Here is a 20,396-nt window from a genome sequence, read left to right on the forward strand (position 1 = left end):
ATGAAAAAAATCATCACTACATCCAAAGCTCCTGCACCAATTGGCCCATACAACCAAGCCATTTTAACCGGGAATACCTTATATACTTCGGGACAAATTGCTATCAACCCAGAAACAGGTGAGTTAATCATGGATGACATCAAAACCGAAGCCGAACAGGTAATGCAAAACCTAAAAGCCATCCTGGACGAGGTTGGAATGACCTTTGAAAACGTGATTAAAACTACCATCTTTCTAAGCGACATGAACAATTTTGCACAAGTAAATGAAGTTTACGGTAATTATTTTAATGAAGACACGGCTCCTGCCAGAGAAACCGTTGCCGTAGCCGCATTACCCAAGTTTGTTAATGTAGAAATTTCGGTAATTGCAATACAGTAATTAACAACCAAAATACAACAACCACAAATAGTACATACCAATGAAAACGTTTTTTTTTAAAACTACAAGTGTCTTGCTTATTGCATTTTGTAGCATCACCTATACATATGGACAAAACAAAGCCCATAAAACCAAAGACTTGGTAGCACTTATGACAGGTTCATACAATAGTGAAAAACAATCCAAAGCAGATAGTACATATTACAATATATCGTTGCACATGTACCCTATTTGGAAAAAAGACAAGAATACATCCTGGCTCTATGTAGAACAGGCATTGTACAGCAAACAAGATGCACCTTATCGCCAAAGAGTATATAAAGTAGCGCATATTTCTGAGAATAAATTTAAGACCACCATTTTTAAATTAAAGGATGAAAAAAGTTTTATTGGTAAATGGAAAACAACAGACTTTTTTGATACGTTCGACACTTCAATTCTTGAAGAAAGATCGGGTTGCGAGGTATACCTAACCAAAAACAAAGATGGGGTGTACCAAGGGTCTACACTAGATGACAACTGTAAAAGTACCCTGCGCGGAGCAAGCTATGCTACCTCTAAAGTAACCATTAAAAAAGACCTGGTGTATAGCTGGGATCAAGGTTTTGATAAAGATCATAAGCAAGTATGGGGTGCCGAAAAAGCAGGCTACACCTTTGATAAATTGTAAAAACCACAGATAACATGGACCCTTACTGTATCCGGTTTGTTTTTTAACATCTCGTTCAAAATAAAATGACAGGTTTTTCGTTAGCAGTGTACTAAACCTGCTTAGCGAAATGGCGTTTAAACCACACATTAATCGATCTTTTTGCTACCTGAGAAGATCGATTTCTTATTGCTTACTATGTATCTTTCTCCTTGGATGCACTTCTGATGACACCAAAGATGACAATGGTACCCCAAACCCAAATCTTGAAAACATAGATTTTACGAATGCCACTACGGCCACCGATGATAACGGCAACAGCTATGAAATAGGTTTTAACCAGGTTACATCGATTAACCAAGATCCTTTTGTACGAAAGAAAAATGCAGCCGGCGAAACGATATGGTATGTAGAACATGAAAAATCTGAGGTGGACGGCAGAGCCAAGATGATCTTAATCGATAACAACAACACGCCCTGGGTAGTGTTTACCGTAGTGGGCGGCAGCAATACCCCTACCTATATCACCACGCAAGCCATTGTAGAAGGTGCTTTTGCCAATGTTTATCAAAAAAGTTATGGTACCGGCGGTGGCCCCAAAGTATCGATCATCGCCAAACTAAACCCCGAAACCGGTGCAATCGAAAAAGCAACCTATATGATTGCCAAAAAAGATGACGGCAAAACCAATGGTTTTAATATACAAGAGATTGGCATTACCAATCAAAATATCGCCGTGAAAGCCGAATCGGTAGCCTGGCCACCAGGTACAGGAACCAGTTACCAACGATTTCCTGATATTACCGATGCCGATCGTGTTGATGGCGTTTTTAACATGTATTACGAAGTAAAAACCGATCTTACCCAAATTGTAGATGCGCAGATTTTTAAAAACTAAGAAAGCTTCGAGCAATCTATGCTTTTACCACCCGTGTTTTTGATATTGCTATGGGTTTAAGTTGTATGGGGTGGGTTTGTTACTTTTTATTGTTGAATCAGAAATTCTCGGATTGCCAATCCGAGCTATCTGGTTTATTGTTATGACTATTTATTTATTATTTCTTTTATTTCTTCAATCCAACCCAGGGTTTTATTAACACCTACCTTATCAGTAATTTCTAGATATTTTTCAGCAAAAACTAATTTATTCTTACCAAAATCTTTATTAAAAAAATCCTTCAATATATCTTTTTCAGAGTCTTTTAAATCTAATGCATCTTTAGAATATGTTGATGTTTCCCGTATGTTTTCAGATTTAATTAATGGTTTTAATTCTTCATTATTATCAGATAAATATTTTAATGTCTCGACATAATTAGCCGAATCTAAAGAATCCTCTATTGTCGTTTCAGTAGTTAAATCAGAATTGATTTTATACAAAATTGTATTATCTTTTTTGTTAAAGACTAATCTTTTAAAATATAAATTTTTATTATTAACCACTGTTTCTGCATCAACTCTGTTTGCATCAGTGTCTATTAAACAAATTATTTTACCTTTTTTCTCATAGTCAGAATCTTTAAATGGCCCTAACAAATAGTTGTAAATTTTCAATACTTCCTCATAACCGCCAACAGGTAAAATCCTTAATTTTTTTTCCTTTATTTCCTTTTTGAAATAATATTCAAAATACATTTTTTCAGAAGAGCCTTCGCATATTATCCAGTTATATGGCTCTTCTTGTATTATTGAAATAATTATAGATTGAATTAAATCATTATAGGATTTGATACGATAGTCTATTGATAAAGGACCTCTTATTTTTGCTTTTTTATGTCTTTCTTTTTCTTGCTTTATAAATTCTCTAAAATTACTTAGGCTAAAAAAATCTGTTGAAATTTTATTATCAGAGCCTTTATTTATTGAAGTAGCAGTTCCCTCTGTTACTATTGGCAAAAAACCATACCAGTGCGTCGTAATTAATATTTGGTGATTTTCTTTAGCTATTTCAATCAATTTTTCAAATTGTTCGAAACAATTACTAATATGTAATGAAGACTCAGGTTCATCAATAGCAATTATTAGATTAGAACCTCTATCCGAATTCTTTTTTAAGAAAGAATATGCTAGACCTATCAAAGCTTTTCTCTTCTCTCCTGAACTTAATTCATTTACGGATATAGTTTTTGTTGAACCTGGTATCTTTTTGTTAAGTTCTTTAATTGAAAAATAAGATTCAATTATTTTAGAAACTAAGTCAGGCATTGTCAAGTTGTTTTTAAATTTACCCTTATAAGTATAAGTCTCTAAAACACTTTCTATGTCTTTAACAAATTTATCTAAATGTCCATTTATTTGACTAATGGTTTTTTGTGTAATCGCTTTCTTAATTTCCGATTGAACATTTTTATCCATTAATTTTTGCATATCCTGCGTTTCTAATTTCGTGTAAGTTTGAACATCAGTCTCAACAGGTATATATAAATATGAATAATGTGAGATTATATATTCATAAAAACCATCAAAATAATCTTGTAACTCGGTCTCTGCATATTCTTTATGATGTTCATTATTTATAAATGAAAGCTTCTTATGGTATGAACCAAAAAAACAACCACTACTCTTATATTTTCTTCCAACTAGTAATAAGAAGTATTCATTCTGATCAAATTTCTCTTTAATGTTTTTTCTATGTTCATAAAACGCCTCTAAAGATGAACCTTTAGCTTTTTCGGTTGTATTCCATAGAAAGTTTGATAACACTTCAGCTTTTTTGTATTGTTCTATATCAGCTTTTAAAGAATTGCGTAGTTTATCTTTTGGAATCAGGAAAACAGGAAGAATATAAGGACTATTATCACCACTTATTCCTTCGGATTTAGCTTCGTAGTTAATAGACCAATCAGAAAAAGGTTTTTTATTAAAAAAACAATCAAACGATTCTAAAATTGAACTTTTCCCTGCTCCATTTTCACCAAGAATACTTGAAAATTTAGTTCCATCTGAAAGAGGCAAATAGTTAATTCCTTTATATACTTTATAATGTCTTATTATCAATGATATTATCATATATTATTCCTTTTTTTAAAATTAGGCACAACAAATTCTAATACTTCTATTATATTTTCAAAATTAAAGCAACCCTAAACACTAGCTGTGTGAAAAACCACAGTACAAACATTCATGAGGAATACTAACTGATGTTATAAATAAAAATTCCTTATTGTAAGGAACGATTTGCGTGAGAGATCACGAATCTAAGCAATTAATCTGAAAGCCGTTTACGGATTTCCGTAGGGAAAGCAGGGGATTTTTCCCCTGTTATGCTAGCTCAAACCGCACTATTCCTGGGAAAAAGTTTGTTAAAAATTGTTAATAAAAAATTACAATTCTTTATAAAAACACCTCCCTGGCCCTCCTCAAGGAGGGAATCGGTTTGTATTTGTATGGGTGTTTTGGTGTGAGTATATGTTTAGTTTTGTTCGGATTGCAACCTTAAATCCGAGTTATCGCGATTATATAAGGGGGTGTACCCCTTTTGGTTAGGGGTCGAGGCCGCGTCAAGGTGATTCTAGTTGATAATTTGGTGCTTGCACGCGATACTTTGCCGCTTCGTTTTGATCTTTTGATCCTTGTTTTTGATCCATTGCGGCTTCGAAGCGATAGTTTACCTATTATTTTTGATAGACAGATGGGTACCGATCCAAAAAAAGGTGGTTCGAATTACCTTGGTATCGCTTTGTACTATCTTTTTGATAATTCGAACCGCCTGCATGGGTGCTTCGCGCTGTGATTTTGATGCTTCGAGCTACCTTGTTGCGGTCTAGAAGTACCTCTAAGACTCTTGGACTTATCTTTTTGATTACTCTTTCTTTTTTTTTAACCGAATCCTTGGATTTAGTTCGGTACAAGGCTGCTTCTATTTATAGTATATTATTCGTACACTGAGCCCATCGACTTCGCTCAGGACAGGCATATCGAAGTGTACATTTTATGGAAAAACAATTCTGGGCTTCGAGAGCCTCAGCCCTCGGTACAGGTTCGAACCCTGAGGTTCTCGAAGGGTGGTTATGCTAGACTTTTCTAACCTCTAACTACTCAATACTAACTACTACCCTCTACGTAGAAAGTATATCAGAAATACGCAGTAATTCTTTATTGATCGCATGATCTCCAGAAAGTCCTTTATCAAAACTGGTAGAAGCCACCTTGTTGTTGATAAGGCCCACCATTACATTTTTTTCGCCATCTAATAATAACTCGACTGCTTTGACACAGAGCCTACTAGCAAGGGTTCTATCAAAACAAGTAGGCGATCCCCCACGTTGCATATGGCCCAATACGGTTACACGCACATCATAATCTGGTAAGTTTTCGGTAACATAATCTGCAAGTTCGTATACATTTTTTCCGATTTTATCTCCTTCACTCACCACCACAATACTTGAGGATTTTCCTGATCTTTTACTTCTTTTCAAAGATTCAAGTAATCTATCCAATCCCAAATCTTCTTCTGGGATAAGAATTTCTTCGGCTCCGGCTCCTACTCCGGTATTAAGTGCTATAAAACCGGCATCGCGCCCCATTACTTCAATAAAAAATAATCGATCGTGAGAACTAGCCGTATCTCTTATTTTGTCTATGGCATCAATTACAGTGTTGAGTGCAGTATCATATCCAATAGTGTAGTTGGACCCCGCAATGTCATTATCAATGGTTCCTGGTACACCAATTACAGGGATATCATATTCTTCGCTAAAGATTTGTCCTCCTCTAAAAGTTCCGTCTCCTCCGATAAGCACCATCGCATCGACCCCTATCTCTTTAAGTTGAAGGGCCGCTTTTTCTCTTCCTTCGGGTGTGCGAAATTCTTCAGAACGGGCAGATTTCAGAATAGTTCCCCCACGACTAATAATATTACGTACACTACGCGCATTCATAATACAATGGTCTCCTTCTATCATTCCTTGAAAACCTCTATAAAACCCCACGCACTTTACATTGTAATAGGCGCATGCACGAGCCACTGCTCTAATTGCTGCATTCATCCCTGGGGCATCTCCTCCTGAAGTCATTACACCAATTGTTCTGATCTCTCTTGCCATGTAGTATTGTTATTTAGTTGGTTATTTAATGTATAACAAATTATGTACTGTATAAATGAAAAGCTATTCTCGATACATCCCGATTACTATCGGGACACTCGCACTGACGATTTTGAATAATAAAGACAAGTACCTGAACCATTACTCATTCTTCTCAGTAAAGTTAATAAAATCCGGTGTTTCCAGCTTCACCGTATCTTTAGGTTTTATGATCGAATCTTTAACTTTTTTGCTTTTAAAAATTTTGGTATATAATTCGTTGAAATTATCAAAATCTACAGAATACGAAAGCCCTACTCCCTGCTCATATCCCTGGTTGGTTGTTCCTATAAGCTGAATATCATCTTGCCTATTAAACACTTTTCCTCTTAGGGATCCATCTTCATTAAACAGATACTCGATTTCTACATCGCCAACCACATTAGCATTAGAATCGTCTACACCCCCAATGGGAACTCCTACTCGACCATTAATCAAAATACGATTATTGATTTGCGTGGACAGTGTAAGTCCGAATTGATCTGCATTTTCCTGATCCAATGTACGTACCCCCTGAACATAATTCAACCCGACTTGAAACTTGTCATCTTTATCAGAAAAGATCCCATTAAAAATACTAGAAGCCCGCTCTGCCAATAAGCCTCCGGTTATGGCGCCTGTATCCAGAGTTCCGCTATAAAATTGTCCTGAAGACACCAAAGACAAGGCCTGAATATCTTTATTAGACTGATCACTTAACTTATAATCTAATTCACTTTTTACTACCGAACTCAGGTTAGGGAATTCTATATCAAAATTGATATCGGGTTGTATAAGTTGCCCTTGAAGATCTACCACTACTTCTACGGGGATTTTACGATTGATCGATGCGTTTTCTAGCAATATTGCCGGGTTTGCTTCTGTTTTATATACCGCACTAAGGTCCAATACCGCCCTGGTAGGGCTGCCATCCCAGTTGATGGTTCCCCCGTCGCGCACGGTAAATATTTTTTCAACCAAACCACGATATCTAAAATTATACGTTCCCTCATACGCCACAAAATCGCCCCACATATTAAACTTACCATTGGTATTAATCTCGATAAGCAAGGTTCCTGCACCTCGTCCTTTAAGCGAGCTTCCTGTTTCTTTATCAATTACAATTTCAACCTCGGCATTGTCATTTACATCAAGTTCGAAGTTAAGCTCAAGTCCTTTGATATCTTCAAGGACAATTTCTTTTCCTTCGAGTCTAGCTCGTTTTTCATCGGGACTCAAGAAGTGGATATATGAATTATCTCCAATCGACTCGGTTTCATTTAATGGTATTTTGAATATAGTTCCTTCTTCGGTGGTTGCATTTACATCGATTACCAGCTCATCGGTTGGTCCTGTAATCTTGGCTTCACCACTTATAAAGCCGGTACCATAATACAAGGATTCTTCATCTTCTTCGGTATCAAGAACCAATAGACGATCATTGGCCAGGATCTCTAACCCTAGATTCCATTTAGCGAAGCGTCTATGCGCAATAAACCCTTTTAAAATACCTTGAGTATTGTATTTTGTATCTCGAATATCGATATTATCAAACTCGAAACGTTGTTTACTTAATACTACTCTGGCGTTATTGGCCAAATCAAGGTCTACATTTAAATAGGGAAATGTAAGTCCTACTTCATTTAAGTTAAGAACACCATCGATATCCGGGTTTTTATAATTCCCAGAAACTTTGGCCTGCCCCGAAACAAATCCTCTCATATCAGAAATAACGACTCCTCCAAGAGCGCTAAACTCTGCAATATTAAACTCATCAAAATCCAAATCAACATCTATCGAGGAATTATTCCTGGCTACGTTAATAGCTCCTATAGCAGATAAAGTTCGTTTCTCTTCATTATTAATTAAACGCGTATTGATATTATATTCGGTAAGATCGGCATTTCCAGCTACGTTCAGTTTTAATTGTCCTAAAGTCGTTTGATTGATCGACAAATCATTTATATCGATTGCCGAGTTTGGAAAGTACAATCCATTTTCCTGAAGTATGGCTAATTCCCCTTCAACTTTACCTCCAAATTCTAAGCTATCAATCCTAGGTGTAATTTTGTTAAGATCTACGTTATCGAAAGTCGCCTTTATATTTTTATAATCCTTCCCCCGGGTGATACCATCAATTTTAATTTCTTCATCTTGATAATTTAACACAATAGACTGTATATCTATGTTTTGAAAATCATTATCAAAAATCACTTTATTCTTGTCCCTACTTTTATCTCTATTGGCATACCAGGTATATCCTTTATAGGTGAAATCTGATTTTCTGAACCCGACTACAGAATTATTCTCTTCGTTTATTGTATGATAAAATTCAAGGTTAAAATTATCTGCATTGTTCTTACCACCTTTAAATTCTGAGTGCATGAACAAGGTATCTTTTAATGTTACATTGATCAAACTAAATTCTGATGCATTGTAATATTTTGAATTGATGCTATCGATCGCGACATAGGTGTTAAAAAGTGGGTTTTTATTATCGACCTGAACATCTATATCCTCCATATAATTTCCAAAAGCATTAATTGAAGGAGATTTGAAATTGAGTTTAAATTCTGATTCGTTACTCTCTACTTTTCCTTTAATGACCGTATTGGGTGCAAATTGAATTTCAGGAAAAAACACATCAACAATCTTGTTATAGATACTGAAGTTAAACTCCATAAATTCGTCATCGGTAATTTCGGTGGCTTCAAAATTGGCGTATAAACTTCCGATCGAGTTTCTAAAAAGATCATATACATTTTCAAACCTGAAAATGCCTTTTACATTTCCTTCTACAATATCGGGGCTATTGATGGTAATGGTTCTAACCCTATTTTCATCAAAACTGGAGGTGATATCAAAGTCTTCAAAATAATACCCGGCATTTTGATTTGTGTACAATGTCTTTGTAAAAGAAATGGTTCCAAAAGCATCATTCACCCCGGTTCCTTTCATATCCATGTACACATCTCCGTTAAGAATAGCAACGCTATCTCGAGTAAATATGTTGAGCCTGTTAAGATCCAGATGATCCACATTGGCAACAAAATCATAATTATTAATTTCTTCAGAAAGATCTGCTACCCCTTTAAAAGTAAATCTGGCGTTTGGATCTCTGGAACTCAGATCTCCATCAAAAACGCGATCTTTTAGGTTTCCTAAGGCTCGAAGGTTTGTATAGGTATAGCCATTTAATTCTAACCTACTAATGTCTCCTTCAATTCTAGTATTCAGGCTTTCCAAGGTAAAACCACTTCCATCTACATGAACATTAAAGGCTGAATTGCCTACTGTTTCTCTACCTATTAATTTACCGAGATTAAAACTACTTGAGATAACATTTCCGTTGTATGTAGATTTATTTATATCGTCCAGGTTCTCTAGCAATACAAAAGCATTAACTTTACCCAATTGTGAAAACAAATCCATATCGATATCTACAGCTTTGGTAGTAACAATTGCATTACCAATAGCCATAACACTACCAAATTCATGGAGTTGTTTGGGAAGTGACTTTCCCAATACCCTTGGCATTAGATTTATTAAGTCATAATAATTGGTGGTAAGATTATCAAAATCTCCTTCTAATTTAAACTTGGTAGGGTCTGCAACGGCATTCTGAATCCGTATATCTCCCTTTACATTGGATCTATCGAGCCCATAGATATTGGCATTAACAACTTTGAAGTCATTAAGCACTCCCTGAACCGACGTGTTTCTTATTTTGAAACGTTGATTTCTGGCAAAGCCTTTATAGAAAGGGATCAAATCATTGGTCGATACCGTGGCTCTATTAAATATTGCATTAATATTTACTTTATTCTCAAAATCATCCAACCCGCCGGGGGCATAAGAAAATTCGACATCACCCGCTATTTTAGAATCCGGAGTCTCAATGGTCAACTCCTGAAACTGCATCCCTTCAGGTTTAATAGAAAAACAGGTATGTAATTTAGAAATTTTAAGACCTCGCTTATCATCAAATGCCAGACTATTAATATCAAGATATACATCTGGTCCGTCTACCATTAGATTATCGGCATCTAGTAAGATATTACTATAGTTAACAACATCGGGATTATTTAGATTTTCATTAATGAAGCTATATTTCCCATTGGTAATGATAATCTGCTTGGCAGTAAGAAGGAATTTTTGTCCTGATGAAGTAGCATTTTCACTTTCGAATTTACGAATAAACGTCATGAGGTTATCACTTCCTTCATCTTTATATATCTTCATTCTGAAGGTAAGATCCTCTATTGACACATCTCCTAATTCTGGTCTATTGTTAAGCACATCACTCATACTGCCAATTGATGTCTCAATACCAGTAGCATGTAACAACGTATCCTGATGGTGATCCCTAACAAAAACTTCTTTGAGTTGTATATCACCCGCATAGGTAAGGCCTATTCTTTTTATACTAATATCAACCGCGTATTCGGAGTTAAGGTATCCTGTTGCCTTTTTACCCAAAAATGTTTGAACTCCAGGTATAGAAAACGTAACTACAATTAATGCAGTAAGTGACAAGAGGACAAGAAATATCCTCAACAATATTTGCCTTAATTTTTTGATACGTTTTATTGTTTTAACTTTGTAGACAATATTAACAATTTCTATGCCCTTTTCCTCATAATGAATCCACAAAAAATATATATCCTAGGTATTGAGTCTTCCTGTGATGATACCTCTGCAGCTATATTATGCAACGGAAAAGTTTTATCAAATGTTGTAGCCTCTCAAAAAATTCATGAATTGTATGGCGGTGTGGTCCCAGAACTTGCGTCGAGAGCACATCAACAAAACATTGTTCCGGTGATCGATCAAGCAATTAAACAAGCAGGGATTGATAAAAATGATTTAAATGCCATTGCATTTACAAGAGGCCCTGGTTTGATGGGTTCGCTATTGGTGGGGACATCCTTTGCAAAGTCATTGGCCTTGGCCCTGGATATTCCGTTAATCGATGTAAATCATATGCAGGCTCATATTCTGGCTCATTTTATTGATGAAGATGAATTTGAAAAACCAGAATTTCCTTTCCTTGCCATGACTATAAGTGGCGGGCACACACAAATTGTGAAGGTAAATGATCATTTTGATATGGAAATCATAGGGGAAACCATCGATGATGCTGTTGGCGAAGCTTTTGATAAAAGTGCCAAAATATTAGGGTTCCCATATCCCGGAGGTCCATTGATTGATAAATACGCGCAATTGGGAGATCCAAAGGCGTACCCATTCCCGAAGCCCAAAGTAGGAGACCTCAATTTTAGCTTTAGCGGGCTTAAGACTTCTGTACTTTATTTTATCCAGAAAAAAATAAAAGAAAATCCCAATTTTATTGAAGAAAATCGAAACGATATTTGCGCCTCTCTTCAATACACCATCATTAATATTCTTATTGATAAGTTAAAAAAAGCTTCAAAACAAACGGGTATTAAACGTATTGCTATCGGAGGAGGAGTTTCTGCTAATTCTGGAATACGGAAAGCACTTAAAGAAGGCGAACAAAAATACGGTTGGCAAACTTTTGTGCCAAAGTTTGAATATACGACAGATAATGCGGCTATGATTGGTATTGTAGGATATCTAAAGTTTTTGAAAAAAGATTTTACCGATATGAGTGTTGTAGCAAAAGCCCGAGTTAAGTTTTAATGAGTTGATGGTTGATGGAAAATATTTATTATTCATATTTAGATATAAAAATCCTATAATTTTATCGGCTAAAAATCTAAAAAGGTTAACGCTTTAAAAACTACGCTCTAACTACTAAAGACTACTTTCTACAATTATGCAGTTATTTTATAATAATACACTTACCAAATCGAGTACCGAAATAAAATTTTCTAGAGAAGAAAGCAAGCATATTGCTAAGGTTTTGCGCAAAAAAGAAGGAGATGCCTTGCATATAACCAATGGAAAGGGTCATTTTTTTATAGCAAAAATCACATTTTCTAATCCATCTCAATGCCATGCAACTATCGACTCTGTTGAAACCCAGTCAAAAAAACCTTATCAATTGCACTTGGCGGTAGCCCCTACAAAAATGAATGATCGCTATGAATGGTTTCTTGAAAAAGCTACAGAAATAGGAATTGATCAAATCACCCCAATCTTTTGTGACCATAGCGAACGAAAAGTTATAAAAGCAGAGCGTTTTGAACGTATTCTACAAAGTGCAATGAAGCAATCCCTACAGGCGTACTTACCCAGACTTAACCCTGCAATCTCACTTTCAGATTTTCTCGAAAAAAATAACACGGATACATTATTTATAGCCCATTGTGAAGAAACTCAAAAACAATCTATAAAGGATGTACTTCTACCTAAGACTAATATCACTATATTAATTGGTCCCGAAGGTGATTTCTCTCCCAAGGAAATCCAGACGGCTTTAAGTAAGGGGTATAAACCGGTAACATTAGGCAACACCAGACTGCGTACCGAGACCGCTGCTATTGTTGCGGCCCATAGCGTTGCGTTTATTAATTCTTAGGATAATTATAAAAAACTGCCACCTTGGGCGTAACCAATGCGACAGTCTCTCAATTTTAATTTATAAGTAAGGTTTTATTTTTTCAAAAACTTCATAATATGAGTTTTACCATTTTCTGCCTTAAGTTTTACTATATAAATACCAGGAGCCAAAGACTCTGTAGATACTACAATTTCTCCTGTTTGACTTACATCATTATCTCGAACAACTTCTTCTCCTTTCATATCAAAAATTTTCATTTCTATAATTCTTGAGATCTCACCAGTACGTATAGTTAGTAAATTATTTACAGGATTAGGAAACAATTCTGCTTTAGGGCTCTTTTCGAGTGTTTTGATTCCACTTTCTCTAGAACCACTAGCTGTGCCACATATATCCTCTTTAAATTCGACTTTTATGGCATGATGTTGGATTTCTCGATACTCATCAACAAAAATCTGCTGTATGCTTCGAGTAACACAGGGTTCATGTTTAATTTCTTTAAGATCAATTTCCTTTTCACAGGGTGTTCCTGTTTTTCCAGTGTCTGTAGTTTCAACTAGATATTTATCTATACCCCCTGCTCCTATTGAAGTTGTGTATCCCGTAAAAGCAAATCCTTTTTCAAAATCATCACTTACAAGTTCTATTCCTATCTCACTTCCATTTCGTCCATAATTACGCGTCCATTGTAAGTTTCCGGAACTATCGGTTTGAAACAACATTGCTTTAAAAGTTGAAGAAATATTATTGAGCCCCACAATAGTATACACTTGTTTTCCTGAAGCGTCAACGGTCACTTCAATTCCGTATCCATATTCTGTTCTTTCGGTCCCGTAGGTTTTCATTCCCAAAAAATTACCTCCATTACTCATGTATAACAAAAATGCATCATGAGAATTATTAATTCCAAAACTATTGGTATAACCAGTAAGTACGAAATCGCCATCTTTATTTTGTTTTACACAAGTAGCTTCGTTTCTATAACCAATAGTAGGATCTAATTCATCTGGATATCCAAGAATTCTATTCCACTCCAGATTAAGGTCTGGTTTCAGCTTAACCACAAATAGATCGGTTGGTGGGTTTGTTAACGCCCCACTTCCTCCGCATCGATTATTTGTTGTAGACCCAGAAATGATATATCCACCATCCCAAGTTTGCTCGATCCACAATCCTCTCTGATCTCCTTCACCACCAATTACGGTAGCTCCGGTAAGATTGCCCATAAAATCGGTTTTAACTACATACATATTTGATCCTGGATAAGCATTACCATAACTTCTGGTTTCACCTACCATGATGTAACCGGGTTTTCCGTTCTCATCTTTAATGCTTTGTATACAGTGAAAAGTATCAAATCTCTCACCCCCAAATACTCTCGAAAAAACCGGAAATCCATTATCATCTACGGCTACCATGAATGCATCCCCTTGTCCAAATCCATAACTATTGGTAAATCCAGCCGCTACATAGGCTACCGGGTTACTGGCACTAAAATAATTGGTTTGCCGAACCGAATTAAAATACTCATGACTTTCTCCTCCATAGACTCGTGACCATATTTGATTCCCATCAAGATCTGTTTTTACCAAGGTAGCTTCCAGACTTCCAATATAACTACGAGCGGTATATCCAGCTATCAAATATCCTTTCTCAACTTTTTTCAGTTGGGTAAGCGATCTACCCATTTCAGAGGTTTCTGTTCCATAAGAATGTTGAAATTGTGAATACCCCAAATTCACAATAAAAAAACAGGCAATACAGTAATAAATTGTTTTCATAATGATTTGTATAAATTAGTTAATAAATATGTTTTCCCTTAATCTGTGAGGTTCACTCTATGGAAACCTGCAACTATTAGTTCGAAGTTCTTCTGAATATTCAGAAAGGGGGTAATTAACCGTACAAGCATTAATAAAAACTGAAGGCAAAGTAATAGATTAGTACTTCTAAATTCAAGAGGTATACACCTAATACACCAGGGTTAAATCACTCTATCCCAGTAAGGTTTTACTGTAGTAAATACTCTATTAATCTTTCTTAAAAAGAATCATTCGGTAAGAAATCAATACCTTTACATTATCACAATACATTGCGTTATGCCAAAGTCGATTTACAGTATTTTTCCTTTGTTTTTTTTATTCTTGAATTGCTCATCTAATAGCAATGACTCGAACACATCCAACCCAGATTCTAATCAAAATACAATTAGCGCGATCCAGTTTATTGATGAATTCATAATACCCGATCAAGAAATCAATGGTGTCCCAATAGGCGGATTCTCGGGAATTGATTATTACAATGGGAAATGGTATATCATTTGCGACACTTCTACTCCACCAATTCGCTATTATGAGGCTAACATTACTTATACAAATGAAGGTTTTCAAGAGGTAAGTATGGCCAAAATGGTAGAGATTAAAGATAACTCTGGTTTTTCGTTGGAACAAGGTGTTGTAGATCCCGAAGCCATACGATTTGATCCTGTTACCAACACAATTTTGTATACAAGTGAAGGTTCTATTAATAATGGGATCGATCCTGCTCTGATTGAAATTTCGATGGAAGCCAGTCAGGTAAGAAGTTTTTCATTACCCGATAATTTTAAAGCAAATACAGCTAGTGACACTTCTGGCCCAAGACATAACGGAGTTTTGGAAGGCTTGTCTTTGAGTTTTGACAACAAAGGATATTGGACCTCTTTTGAACTACCTCTTATCGAAGATGGCCCAGAACCAACCACTACAGATACCGATTCACCGGTAAGAATTACTTTTTTTAAAAAAACTACAGGAATGCCAGAGCGGCAGTTTGCTTATGAGCTTGATCCCGTTGCCCGAGAAGCTACATTGGGAACCACTTTTGAAATAAATGGCTTGGTAGAACTCTTGGAATATGATGAAAATAAGTTTTTGGCATTAGAAAGATCTTTTGCCTCGGGATATATAGACGGAGGAAACAATGTAAAAATCTATAAAGTAGATGCAACCAATGCCACAAATACATTACTACTTGATAATCTTGCCAGCACCAGTTACACAAAAGCTTCAAAAACTTTGCTATTTGATTTTGAACAAGTGCGAAGTCAATTAACACGAAATACTGTCGACAATCTAGAAGGGATTACTTTTGGGCCAAAACTTGCCGATGGTAGTAGAAGTATCGTGGTGATATCTGATAATAACTTCAATTCTTTTTACCCACAACTTAACCAGTTCATTGTTTTCAAGGTACTTCCCTAATTGATAGAAGAAACAATTTATCAATTAAGCATTTTTTTTAGCAACGTAATTTGTCCTAAATGATAATATGCATGCTCTATCATTCCTTCAAGATTTCTTAAATAATTACCATATTTCTTATCCACAAATACTTCATCCAGTATCTCATCGGGTAAACGTTCAACGAGACTGGCATACTTTTCGGCATTCGTCCATAAACTATTTTTGAGAAGTTGCCAATCCCCTTGTGATTGCATCTGGGGACAGTCAAAACTATATTTATCTTTTATCTCTAAAGCCCCACCCTCTAATACATTTAATACCCCTCCTATATAATAATTAATATGAAAAGTAAGCGCCGCAATAGTATTAAAAGGCTCTATTTTGGTGGTAGCTTGTATCCAGTCAAGGTCATGTAATTGATCTTTATAATTTGTATTGGCAACCCATTTTCCATTTAAAACAACTTCTCTAAATCGATCTGCTATTTGTTTTGTTCGCTTCATTGTATTACCATATTTAATGAGTACATAAATATATTATAATGTATGAACAATGAATACATTGACTCTCTTAAATTTTGACCTGTAAAGCTCCGGTTGTCTTTAAAAAAACATCTTGCGTATACGTAATCAGTGACAGTTGGTCTTCATTTGTAATCCATTCGGGTATGGAAATAGCAATTTTCCCATTAGCTTCCTTTGTAGTAACTCGATTGGCAACAATATTTGTATTTGCTAAACTTCGGTTTCGGTTCTCTCCCTTTGAAACATTAGTTACTCGTTCAGAAACTACTATTGCAAACGTAACAGTATTAAACTTATCCCCTTCTACCGAGTAATTAAACTCGATTGCCTTTTCTTCTCTTTGGATACCTTGTACCTTTATGATATTACTCGATTTTGATTTTGCATATTTTTTAAGGGCTTCCTCTGCCTTGTAACGATTAGAGCCCGTAAAATGTTCCCTTCCGTTCACCACAAGTTGCGGTGTATAAATGGATCTGCTATTGAATTGTTCTGCGTATTCTCTTTGATAATCGCTATAAGATTCATTGCTGAAAGGATCTTTCCATCCTAAACGATTCCAATAATCTACATGATACGATAAAACAAACACATTTTGATCTTGATACTGTTTTTTAATTTTGTCAAGTAACTGATCTGCTGGAGGACAACTACTACAACCTTGAGAAGTAAATAGTTCAAGTACTATAGCAGATTCATTGGATTGTGCATAACTTGCCATTGAAAGCATAGTTGTTAATAGCATTAAAAGCTTCTTTTGCATCTGTTTTATTTTAGTACATTTAGACTTTATTTTAGACGTTTATCATGAACAAACTTACGGGTTGTCTTATTATTTTTTTAGTTTCTTATGCCACTTATGGTCAAGATATAGCTATTTTACATTATAAAGGTGGGGGTGACTGGTATAGTAATCCTACGGCAATACCTAATCTTATCAGGTTTTGTAATCAGAATCTTAACACGCGTATTGCCGATAAACCAAAAACAGTAAAGCCCGAAAGTGTAGATATTTTTCAGTATCCATATATTCACATGACAGGGCATGGTAATGTGTTTTTTACAGATCAGGATGCTGAAAATCTTCAAAATTACCTTTTAAGCGGCGGGTTTTTGCATATTGATGATAATTATGGCATGGAACCCTATGTTCGAAAAGAGCTTATAAAAGTCTTCCCCGATAAGGAATTGGTAGAACTACCGGTTTCACATCCTATTTTTTCTTCTCACTACGATTTCCCAAAGGGATTACCTAAAATTCATGAACATGATGGTAAACGTCCGCAAGCTCTGGGGATAATTCATGAGGGTCGCCTTGTCTTACTATTTACTTTTGAAAGTGACTTGGGAGATGGCTGGGAAAATCCAGAAGTACATAACGACCCTGAAGAAGTTCGTATGAAAGCACTAAAAATGGGAGCTAATATTATTAAATACGCGTTTCAGAATTAATGGATCAACAATTGAATCACAATAACAATCGCTTTATAAAAAAACAATTCCCAATTACATTAGTTTGTGATAGTGTTAACTCTCCTGCTAATATTGGTAGTATTTTCAGAATTGCAGATAGTTTTGGGGTGGAACAAATTTACTTTTGTGGAGAAGATATTACTATTGTTAGCAAACGTATGCAGCGCACAGCGAGATCAACTCATGAAATTGTACCTTATCAACAATCTGAAGAAATAATTACTGTAATTCAACAACTCATTGCTGAAAATTACACCATTCTATCTCTGGAAATTACAAAAGATAGTATTCCTATATCTGAATGTACCATAGCGCCATCTGAAAAGATTGCCTTAGTCATCGGAGAAGAGAATTTCGGAGTGTCCCAAGAAATACTTTCAATATCGAAACAAAGCGTTCATATCAATATGTATGGCAACAATAGTAGTATGAATGTTGCTACGGCCACCGGTATTGCTTTATATGAAATAACAAAACAGTGGCTAGTGGCTAGTGTTTAGTGGTTAGTGGTTAGTGGTTAGTGGTTAGTGGTTAGTAGAATGTGAAAAATCTGCTTTTCTTTTTTTAAAAAGTTAAAAAAAGATCCTCTTTTTCTTTGTAGTTTTGATTCTTTTAGACTTTTTAACTTTGCTTCTTTGTACCTTTAAAAAATGAATTCAAAAACAATAGCATACGGTATTTTACGGGCAGTTGCCATTATAGTGGGTGTTCTTATTCTATTATGGTTTTTATATAAAATACAATCGGTATTAATTTATATCGCCTTTGCATCAGTTATTTCTTTAATGGGAAGACCATTAGTCTCATTTTTGAAACGAAAACTAAAGTTTAACAATACCGTTGCCGTTGTATGCACGCTATTCATAACCATACTCTTATTCTTAAGCATATTTACCTTATTTGTCCCAATTGTCGTAGAACAGGGACAATTAATAGGTGAAATCGATGTAAATAGTATTAGTGATGATCTTGATCAATTGAATCAGGAGATTAGTGATTATTTTAATATCGACAAACTCAGTTTTGTTGAATTGGTTAAAAAAACAGATCTTATGCAGTTCTTGGATCTTAAGGCTGTACCCAATACTATTAACTCTTTTTTGAGTGGTTTTGGATCGGTTTTGATTGGTGTTTTTTCGGTATTATTTATTTCTTTCTTTTTATTGAAGGATAGTCTTTTATTGGAAAACAGCCTACTTGTCTTTGCCAAAAAGGAAGACGAAAACAAGTTTATGCGGGCTTTTACCAAAATCAAAGATTTACTATCTCGATATTTCGTAGGGTTGTTGCTTCAGGTTTTTATTCTATTTGTGCTTTATACCATACTTTTGCTTGTTTTTGATGTTAACAATGCTATTGCAGTGGCACTAATAGCTGCAATATTTAACCTTATCCCCTATATAGGACCTCTTTTTGGTGGGATTTTTGTTCTTATCCTGGCCACTACAAGTAACCTTGGATTTGATTTTCCAACTGTAATATTACCTAAACTTGCTTATATTTTGATTGGTTATATGATTATACAGTTGATTGATAATTTTTTAAATCAACCCTTAATTTTTGGAACCAGTGTAAAATCACATCCGCTAGAAATTTTTCTTGCGATATTAATATTTGGTCTTCTGTTTGGAATTGGTGGATTAATTGTTGCGGTGCCTTCTTATACCGCCATCAAGGTTATTGCCAAAGAATTTTTATCTGAATACAAAATTGTAAAGACGCTCACCAAAGACCTTTAATTGAACACGTTAATTTTACATAAGGAAGTACAAGAATACATTTTTGAAAAATCCGACGCTTCGATTGATCTAAGTAAATTGATATTAAGTGGTAGTCCATTTAAAGGCATTTCTGCTCAAGAACTAGCACAACAAATTGTAGGAAGACAAAAAGCAAAACAAAAATTACCTACCTGGTATGCAAGAATAGGAATCTACTATCCCCCAACTCTTAATCTTGAGCAAACTTCTTCAGAACTCACAGCGCAATACAAGAGCAATTTGGTTTCCGGAAAAACATTGATCGATATTACAGGAGGGTTGGGAATTGATGACTATTTCTTTTCAAAAAAAATGCAACAAGTCATTCATTGTGAACTTAATGATGAATTGAGTACTCTTGCCAAGCATAACTTTACAACACTGGAAACAGAAAATGTTACTTGCATTTCTGGCGATGGACTCGAAACTCTTACAAACAATACTAATTTTGATTGGATCTATATAGACCCATCTAGAAGACATGATGCCAAAGGAAAAGTATTCTTTCTCGAAGATTGCTTACCTAATGTGCCCGATAATCTTGAACTTCTTTTTATAAAAGCCAACAACATCTTAATCAAAACCTCTCCTCTACTTGACATTAAAGTGGGATTGAATTCTTTGCAACATGTAAAAGAGATTCATGTGGTTGCGGTAAGAAATGAGGTCAAAGAACTTCTTTGGGTATTAGACAAAAGTTTTGAAGCAGATCGTATTATTAAGACTGTTAATCTAGCTAGAAATCAAAAACAGGAGTTCTCGTTTATTTTAAAAGATGAAGCAGAGCAATCTTTGACTTTGGGCACGCCAAAGAAATTCTTATACGAACCTAATG

General features: G+C 35.3%; 16 protein-coding genes. 10 read left to right on the plus strand and 6 right to left on the minus strand.

Features of this window, described 5'->3' with window-relative positions:
• From U6A24_RS22785 to U6A24_RS22795, 3 genes are all read left to right on the plus strand, one after another.
• Entirely contained in the window at window positions 1-381 is a 381-nt protein-coding gene (locus U6A24_RS22785; RefSeq protein WP_324182340.1) for a RidA family protein, read from the plus strand.
• Between the two features lie 40 nt (window positions 382-421).
• Window positions 422-1,051 carry a chromophore lyase CpcT/CpeT gene (locus tag U6A24_RS22790; protein WP_324182341.1) on the plus strand — a complete coding sequence of 210 codons (630 nt, stop codon included), beginning with the start codon at window positions 422-424 and terminating at the stop codon, window positions 1,049-1,051.
• 109 nt (window positions 1,052-1,160) lie between these two features.
• Window positions 1,161-1,928 (plus strand): hypothetical protein, encoded by a 768-nt coding sequence (locus U6A24_RS22795; protein WP_324182342.1) that lies wholly within the window; start codon window positions 1,161-1,163, stop codon window positions 1,926-1,928.
• Between the two features lie 146 nt (window positions 1,929-2,074).
• On the opposite strand, the gene U6A24_RS22800 is transcribed toward U6A24_RS22795, so the two are convergent.
• The 3 genes from U6A24_RS22800 to U6A24_RS22810 all read right to left on the minus strand — a co-directional run bounded on the left by U6A24_RS22800 (window position 2,075) and on the right by U6A24_RS22810 (window position 10,650).
• Window positions 2,075-4,039 carry an AAA family ATPase gene (locus U6A24_RS22800; protein WP_324182343.1) on the minus strand — a complete coding sequence of 655 codons (1,965 nt, stop codon included), beginning with the start codon at window positions 4,037-4,039 and terminating at the stop codon, window positions 2,075-2,077.
• 1,049 nt (window positions 4,040-5,088) lie between these two features.
• Window positions 5,089-6,075, minus strand: coding sequence for a 6-phosphofructokinase (gene pfkA, locus U6A24_RS22805; RefSeq protein WP_324182344.1), 987 nt, complete (start codon window positions 6,073-6,075; stop codon window positions 5,089-5,091).
• Between the two features lie 141 nt (window positions 6,076-6,216).
• A complete protein-coding gene (locus U6A24_RS22810; RefSeq protein ID WP_324182345.1) occupies window positions 6,217-10,650 on the minus strand; it encodes a translocation/assembly module TamB domain-containing protein in 4,434 nt (1,477 codons plus the stop codon).
• A gap of 84 nt (window positions 10,651-10,734) precedes the next feature.
• Here U6A24_RS22810 and tsaD point away from each other — a divergent pair, with 84 nt between their 5' ends.
• Both tsaD and U6A24_RS22820 read left to right on the plus strand, forming a co-directional pair.
• On the plus strand, window positions 10,735-11,757 hold the full coding sequence (gene tsaD, locus U6A24_RS22815) for a tRNA (adenosine(37)-N6)-threonylcarbamoyltransferase complex transferase subunit TsaD (protein WP_324182346.1): 1,023 nt from the start codon (window positions 10,735-10,737) through the stop codon (window positions 11,755-11,757).
• A 136-nt stretch (window positions 11,758-11,893) separates the two neighbouring features.
• Window positions 11,894-12,598, plus strand: a complete 705-nt coding sequence (locus U6A24_RS22820) for a 16S rRNA (uracil(1498)-N(3))-methyltransferase (protein WP_324182347.1) — start codon at window positions 11,894-11,896, stop codon at window positions 12,596-12,598.
• 74 nt (window positions 12,599-12,672) lie between these two features.
• On the opposite strand, the gene U6A24_RS22825 is transcribed toward U6A24_RS22820, so the two are convergent.
• A complete protein-coding gene (locus tag U6A24_RS22825) occupies window positions 12,673-14,361 on the minus strand; it encodes a T9SS type A sorting domain-containing protein (protein WP_324182348.1) in 1,689 nt (562 codons plus the stop codon).
• A gap of 318 nt (window positions 14,362-14,679) precedes the next feature.
• Between U6A24_RS22825 and U6A24_RS22830 the strand changes: the two genes are divergently transcribed.
• Window positions 14,680-15,822, plus strand: coding sequence for an esterase-like activity of phytase family protein (locus U6A24_RS22830; RefSeq protein WP_324182349.1), 1,143 nt, complete (start codon window positions 14,680-14,682; stop codon window positions 15,820-15,822).
• Between the two features lie 20 nt (window positions 15,823-15,842).
• Here the strand turns inward: U6A24_RS22830 and U6A24_RS22835 are convergent, their stop codons facing one another.
• Both U6A24_RS22835 and U6A24_RS22840 read right to left on the minus strand, forming a co-directional pair.
• A complete protein-coding gene (locus tag U6A24_RS22835; RefSeq protein WP_324182350.1) occupies window positions 15,843-16,307 on the minus strand; it encodes a DUF1572 domain-containing protein in 465 nt (154 codons plus the stop codon).
• A 67-nt stretch (window positions 16,308-16,374) separates the two neighbouring features.
• Window positions 16,375-17,091, minus strand: coding sequence for a DUF1223 domain-containing protein (locus U6A24_RS22840; protein ID WP_324182351.1), 717 nt, complete (start codon window positions 17,089-17,091; stop codon window positions 16,375-16,377).
• A 44-nt stretch (window positions 17,092-17,135) separates the two neighbouring features.
• On the opposite strand from U6A24_RS22840, the gene U6A24_RS22845 reads away from it, so the two are divergent.
• From U6A24_RS22845 to U6A24_RS22860, 4 genes are all read left to right on the plus strand, one after another.
• Window positions 17,136-17,780, plus strand: a complete 645-nt coding sequence (locus U6A24_RS22845) for a DUF4159 domain-containing protein (protein ID WP_324182352.1) — start codon at window positions 17,136-17,138, stop codon at window positions 17,778-17,780.
• Entirely contained in the window at window positions 17,780-18,301 is a 522-nt protein-coding gene (locus U6A24_RS22850; RefSeq protein ID WP_324182353.1) for a TrmH family RNA methyltransferase, read from the plus strand. The genes U6A24_RS22845 and U6A24_RS22850 overlap by 1 nt, the downstream gene beginning before the upstream one ends.
• Window positions 18,302-18,451: 150 nt before the next feature.
• Window positions 18,452-19,540, plus strand: a complete 1,089-nt coding sequence (locus tag U6A24_RS22855) for an AI-2E family transporter (protein WP_324182354.1) — start codon at window positions 18,452-18,454, stop codon at window positions 19,538-19,540.
• On the plus strand, window positions 19,541-20,396 hold an 856-nt coding region (locus U6A24_RS22860), incomplete at its 3' end, for a class I SAM-dependent methyltransferase (RefSeq protein ID WP_324182355.1). It abuts the gene before it with no gap.

The sequence above is a fragment of the Aquimarina gracilis genome (assembly GCF_035285365.1).
Classification (GTDB): domain Bacteria; phylum Bacteroidota; class Bacteroidia; order Flavobacteriales; family Flavobacteriaceae; genus Aquimarina; species Aquimarina gracilis.

Coding starts and splice junctions, on each gene's coding strand:
- U6A24_RS22830 (WP_324182349.1), top strand. CDS start 14,680: ATGCCAAAGTCGATTTACAGTATTTTTCCTTTGTTTTTTTTATTCTTG.
- U6A24_RS22835 (WP_324182350.1), bottom strand. CDS start 16,307: ATGAAGCGAACAAAACAAATAGCAGATCGATTTAGAGAAGTTGTTTTA.
- U6A24_RS22800 (WP_324182343.1), bottom strand. CDS start 4,039: ATGATAATATCATTGATAATAAGACATTATAAAGTATATAAAGGAATT.
- U6A24_RS22790 (WP_324182341.1), top strand. CDS start 422: ATGAAAACGTTTTTTTTTAAAACTACAAGTGTCTTGCTTATTGCATTT.
- pfkA (WP_324182344.1), bottom strand. CDS start 6,075: ATGGCAAGAGAGATCAGAACAATTGGTGTAATGACTTCAGGAGGAGAT.
- U6A24_RS22820 (WP_324182347.1), top strand. CDS start 11,894: ATGCAGTTATTTTATAATAATACACTTACCAAATCGAGTACCGAAATA.
- U6A24_RS22840 (WP_324182351.1), bottom strand. CDS start 17,091: ATGCAAAAGAAGCTTTTAATGCTATTAACAACTATGCTTTCAATGGCA.
- U6A24_RS22795 (WP_324182342.1), top strand. CDS start 1,161: ATGGCGTTTAAACCACACATTAATCGATCTTTTTGCTACCTGAGAAGA.
- tsaD (WP_324182346.1), top strand. CDS start 10,735: ATGAATCCACAAAAAATATATATCCTAGGTATTGAGTCTTCCTGTGAT.
- U6A24_RS22855 (WP_324182354.1), top strand. CDS start 18,452: ATGAATTCAAAAACAATAGCATACGGTATTTTACGGGCAGTTGCCATT.
- U6A24_RS22785 (WP_324182340.1), top strand. CDS start 1: ATGAAAAAAATCATCACTACATCCAAAGCTCCTGCACCAATTGGCCCA.
- U6A24_RS22850 (WP_324182353.1), top strand. CDS start 17,780: ATGGATCAACAATTGAATCACAATAACAATCGCTTTATAAAAAAACAA.
- U6A24_RS22825 (WP_324182348.1), bottom strand. CDS start 14,361: ATGAAAACAATTTATTACTGTATTGCCTGTTTTTTTATTGTGAATTTG.
- U6A24_RS22845 (WP_324182352.1), top strand. CDS start 17,136: ATGAACAAACTTACGGGTTGTCTTATTATTTTTTTAGTTTCTTATGCC.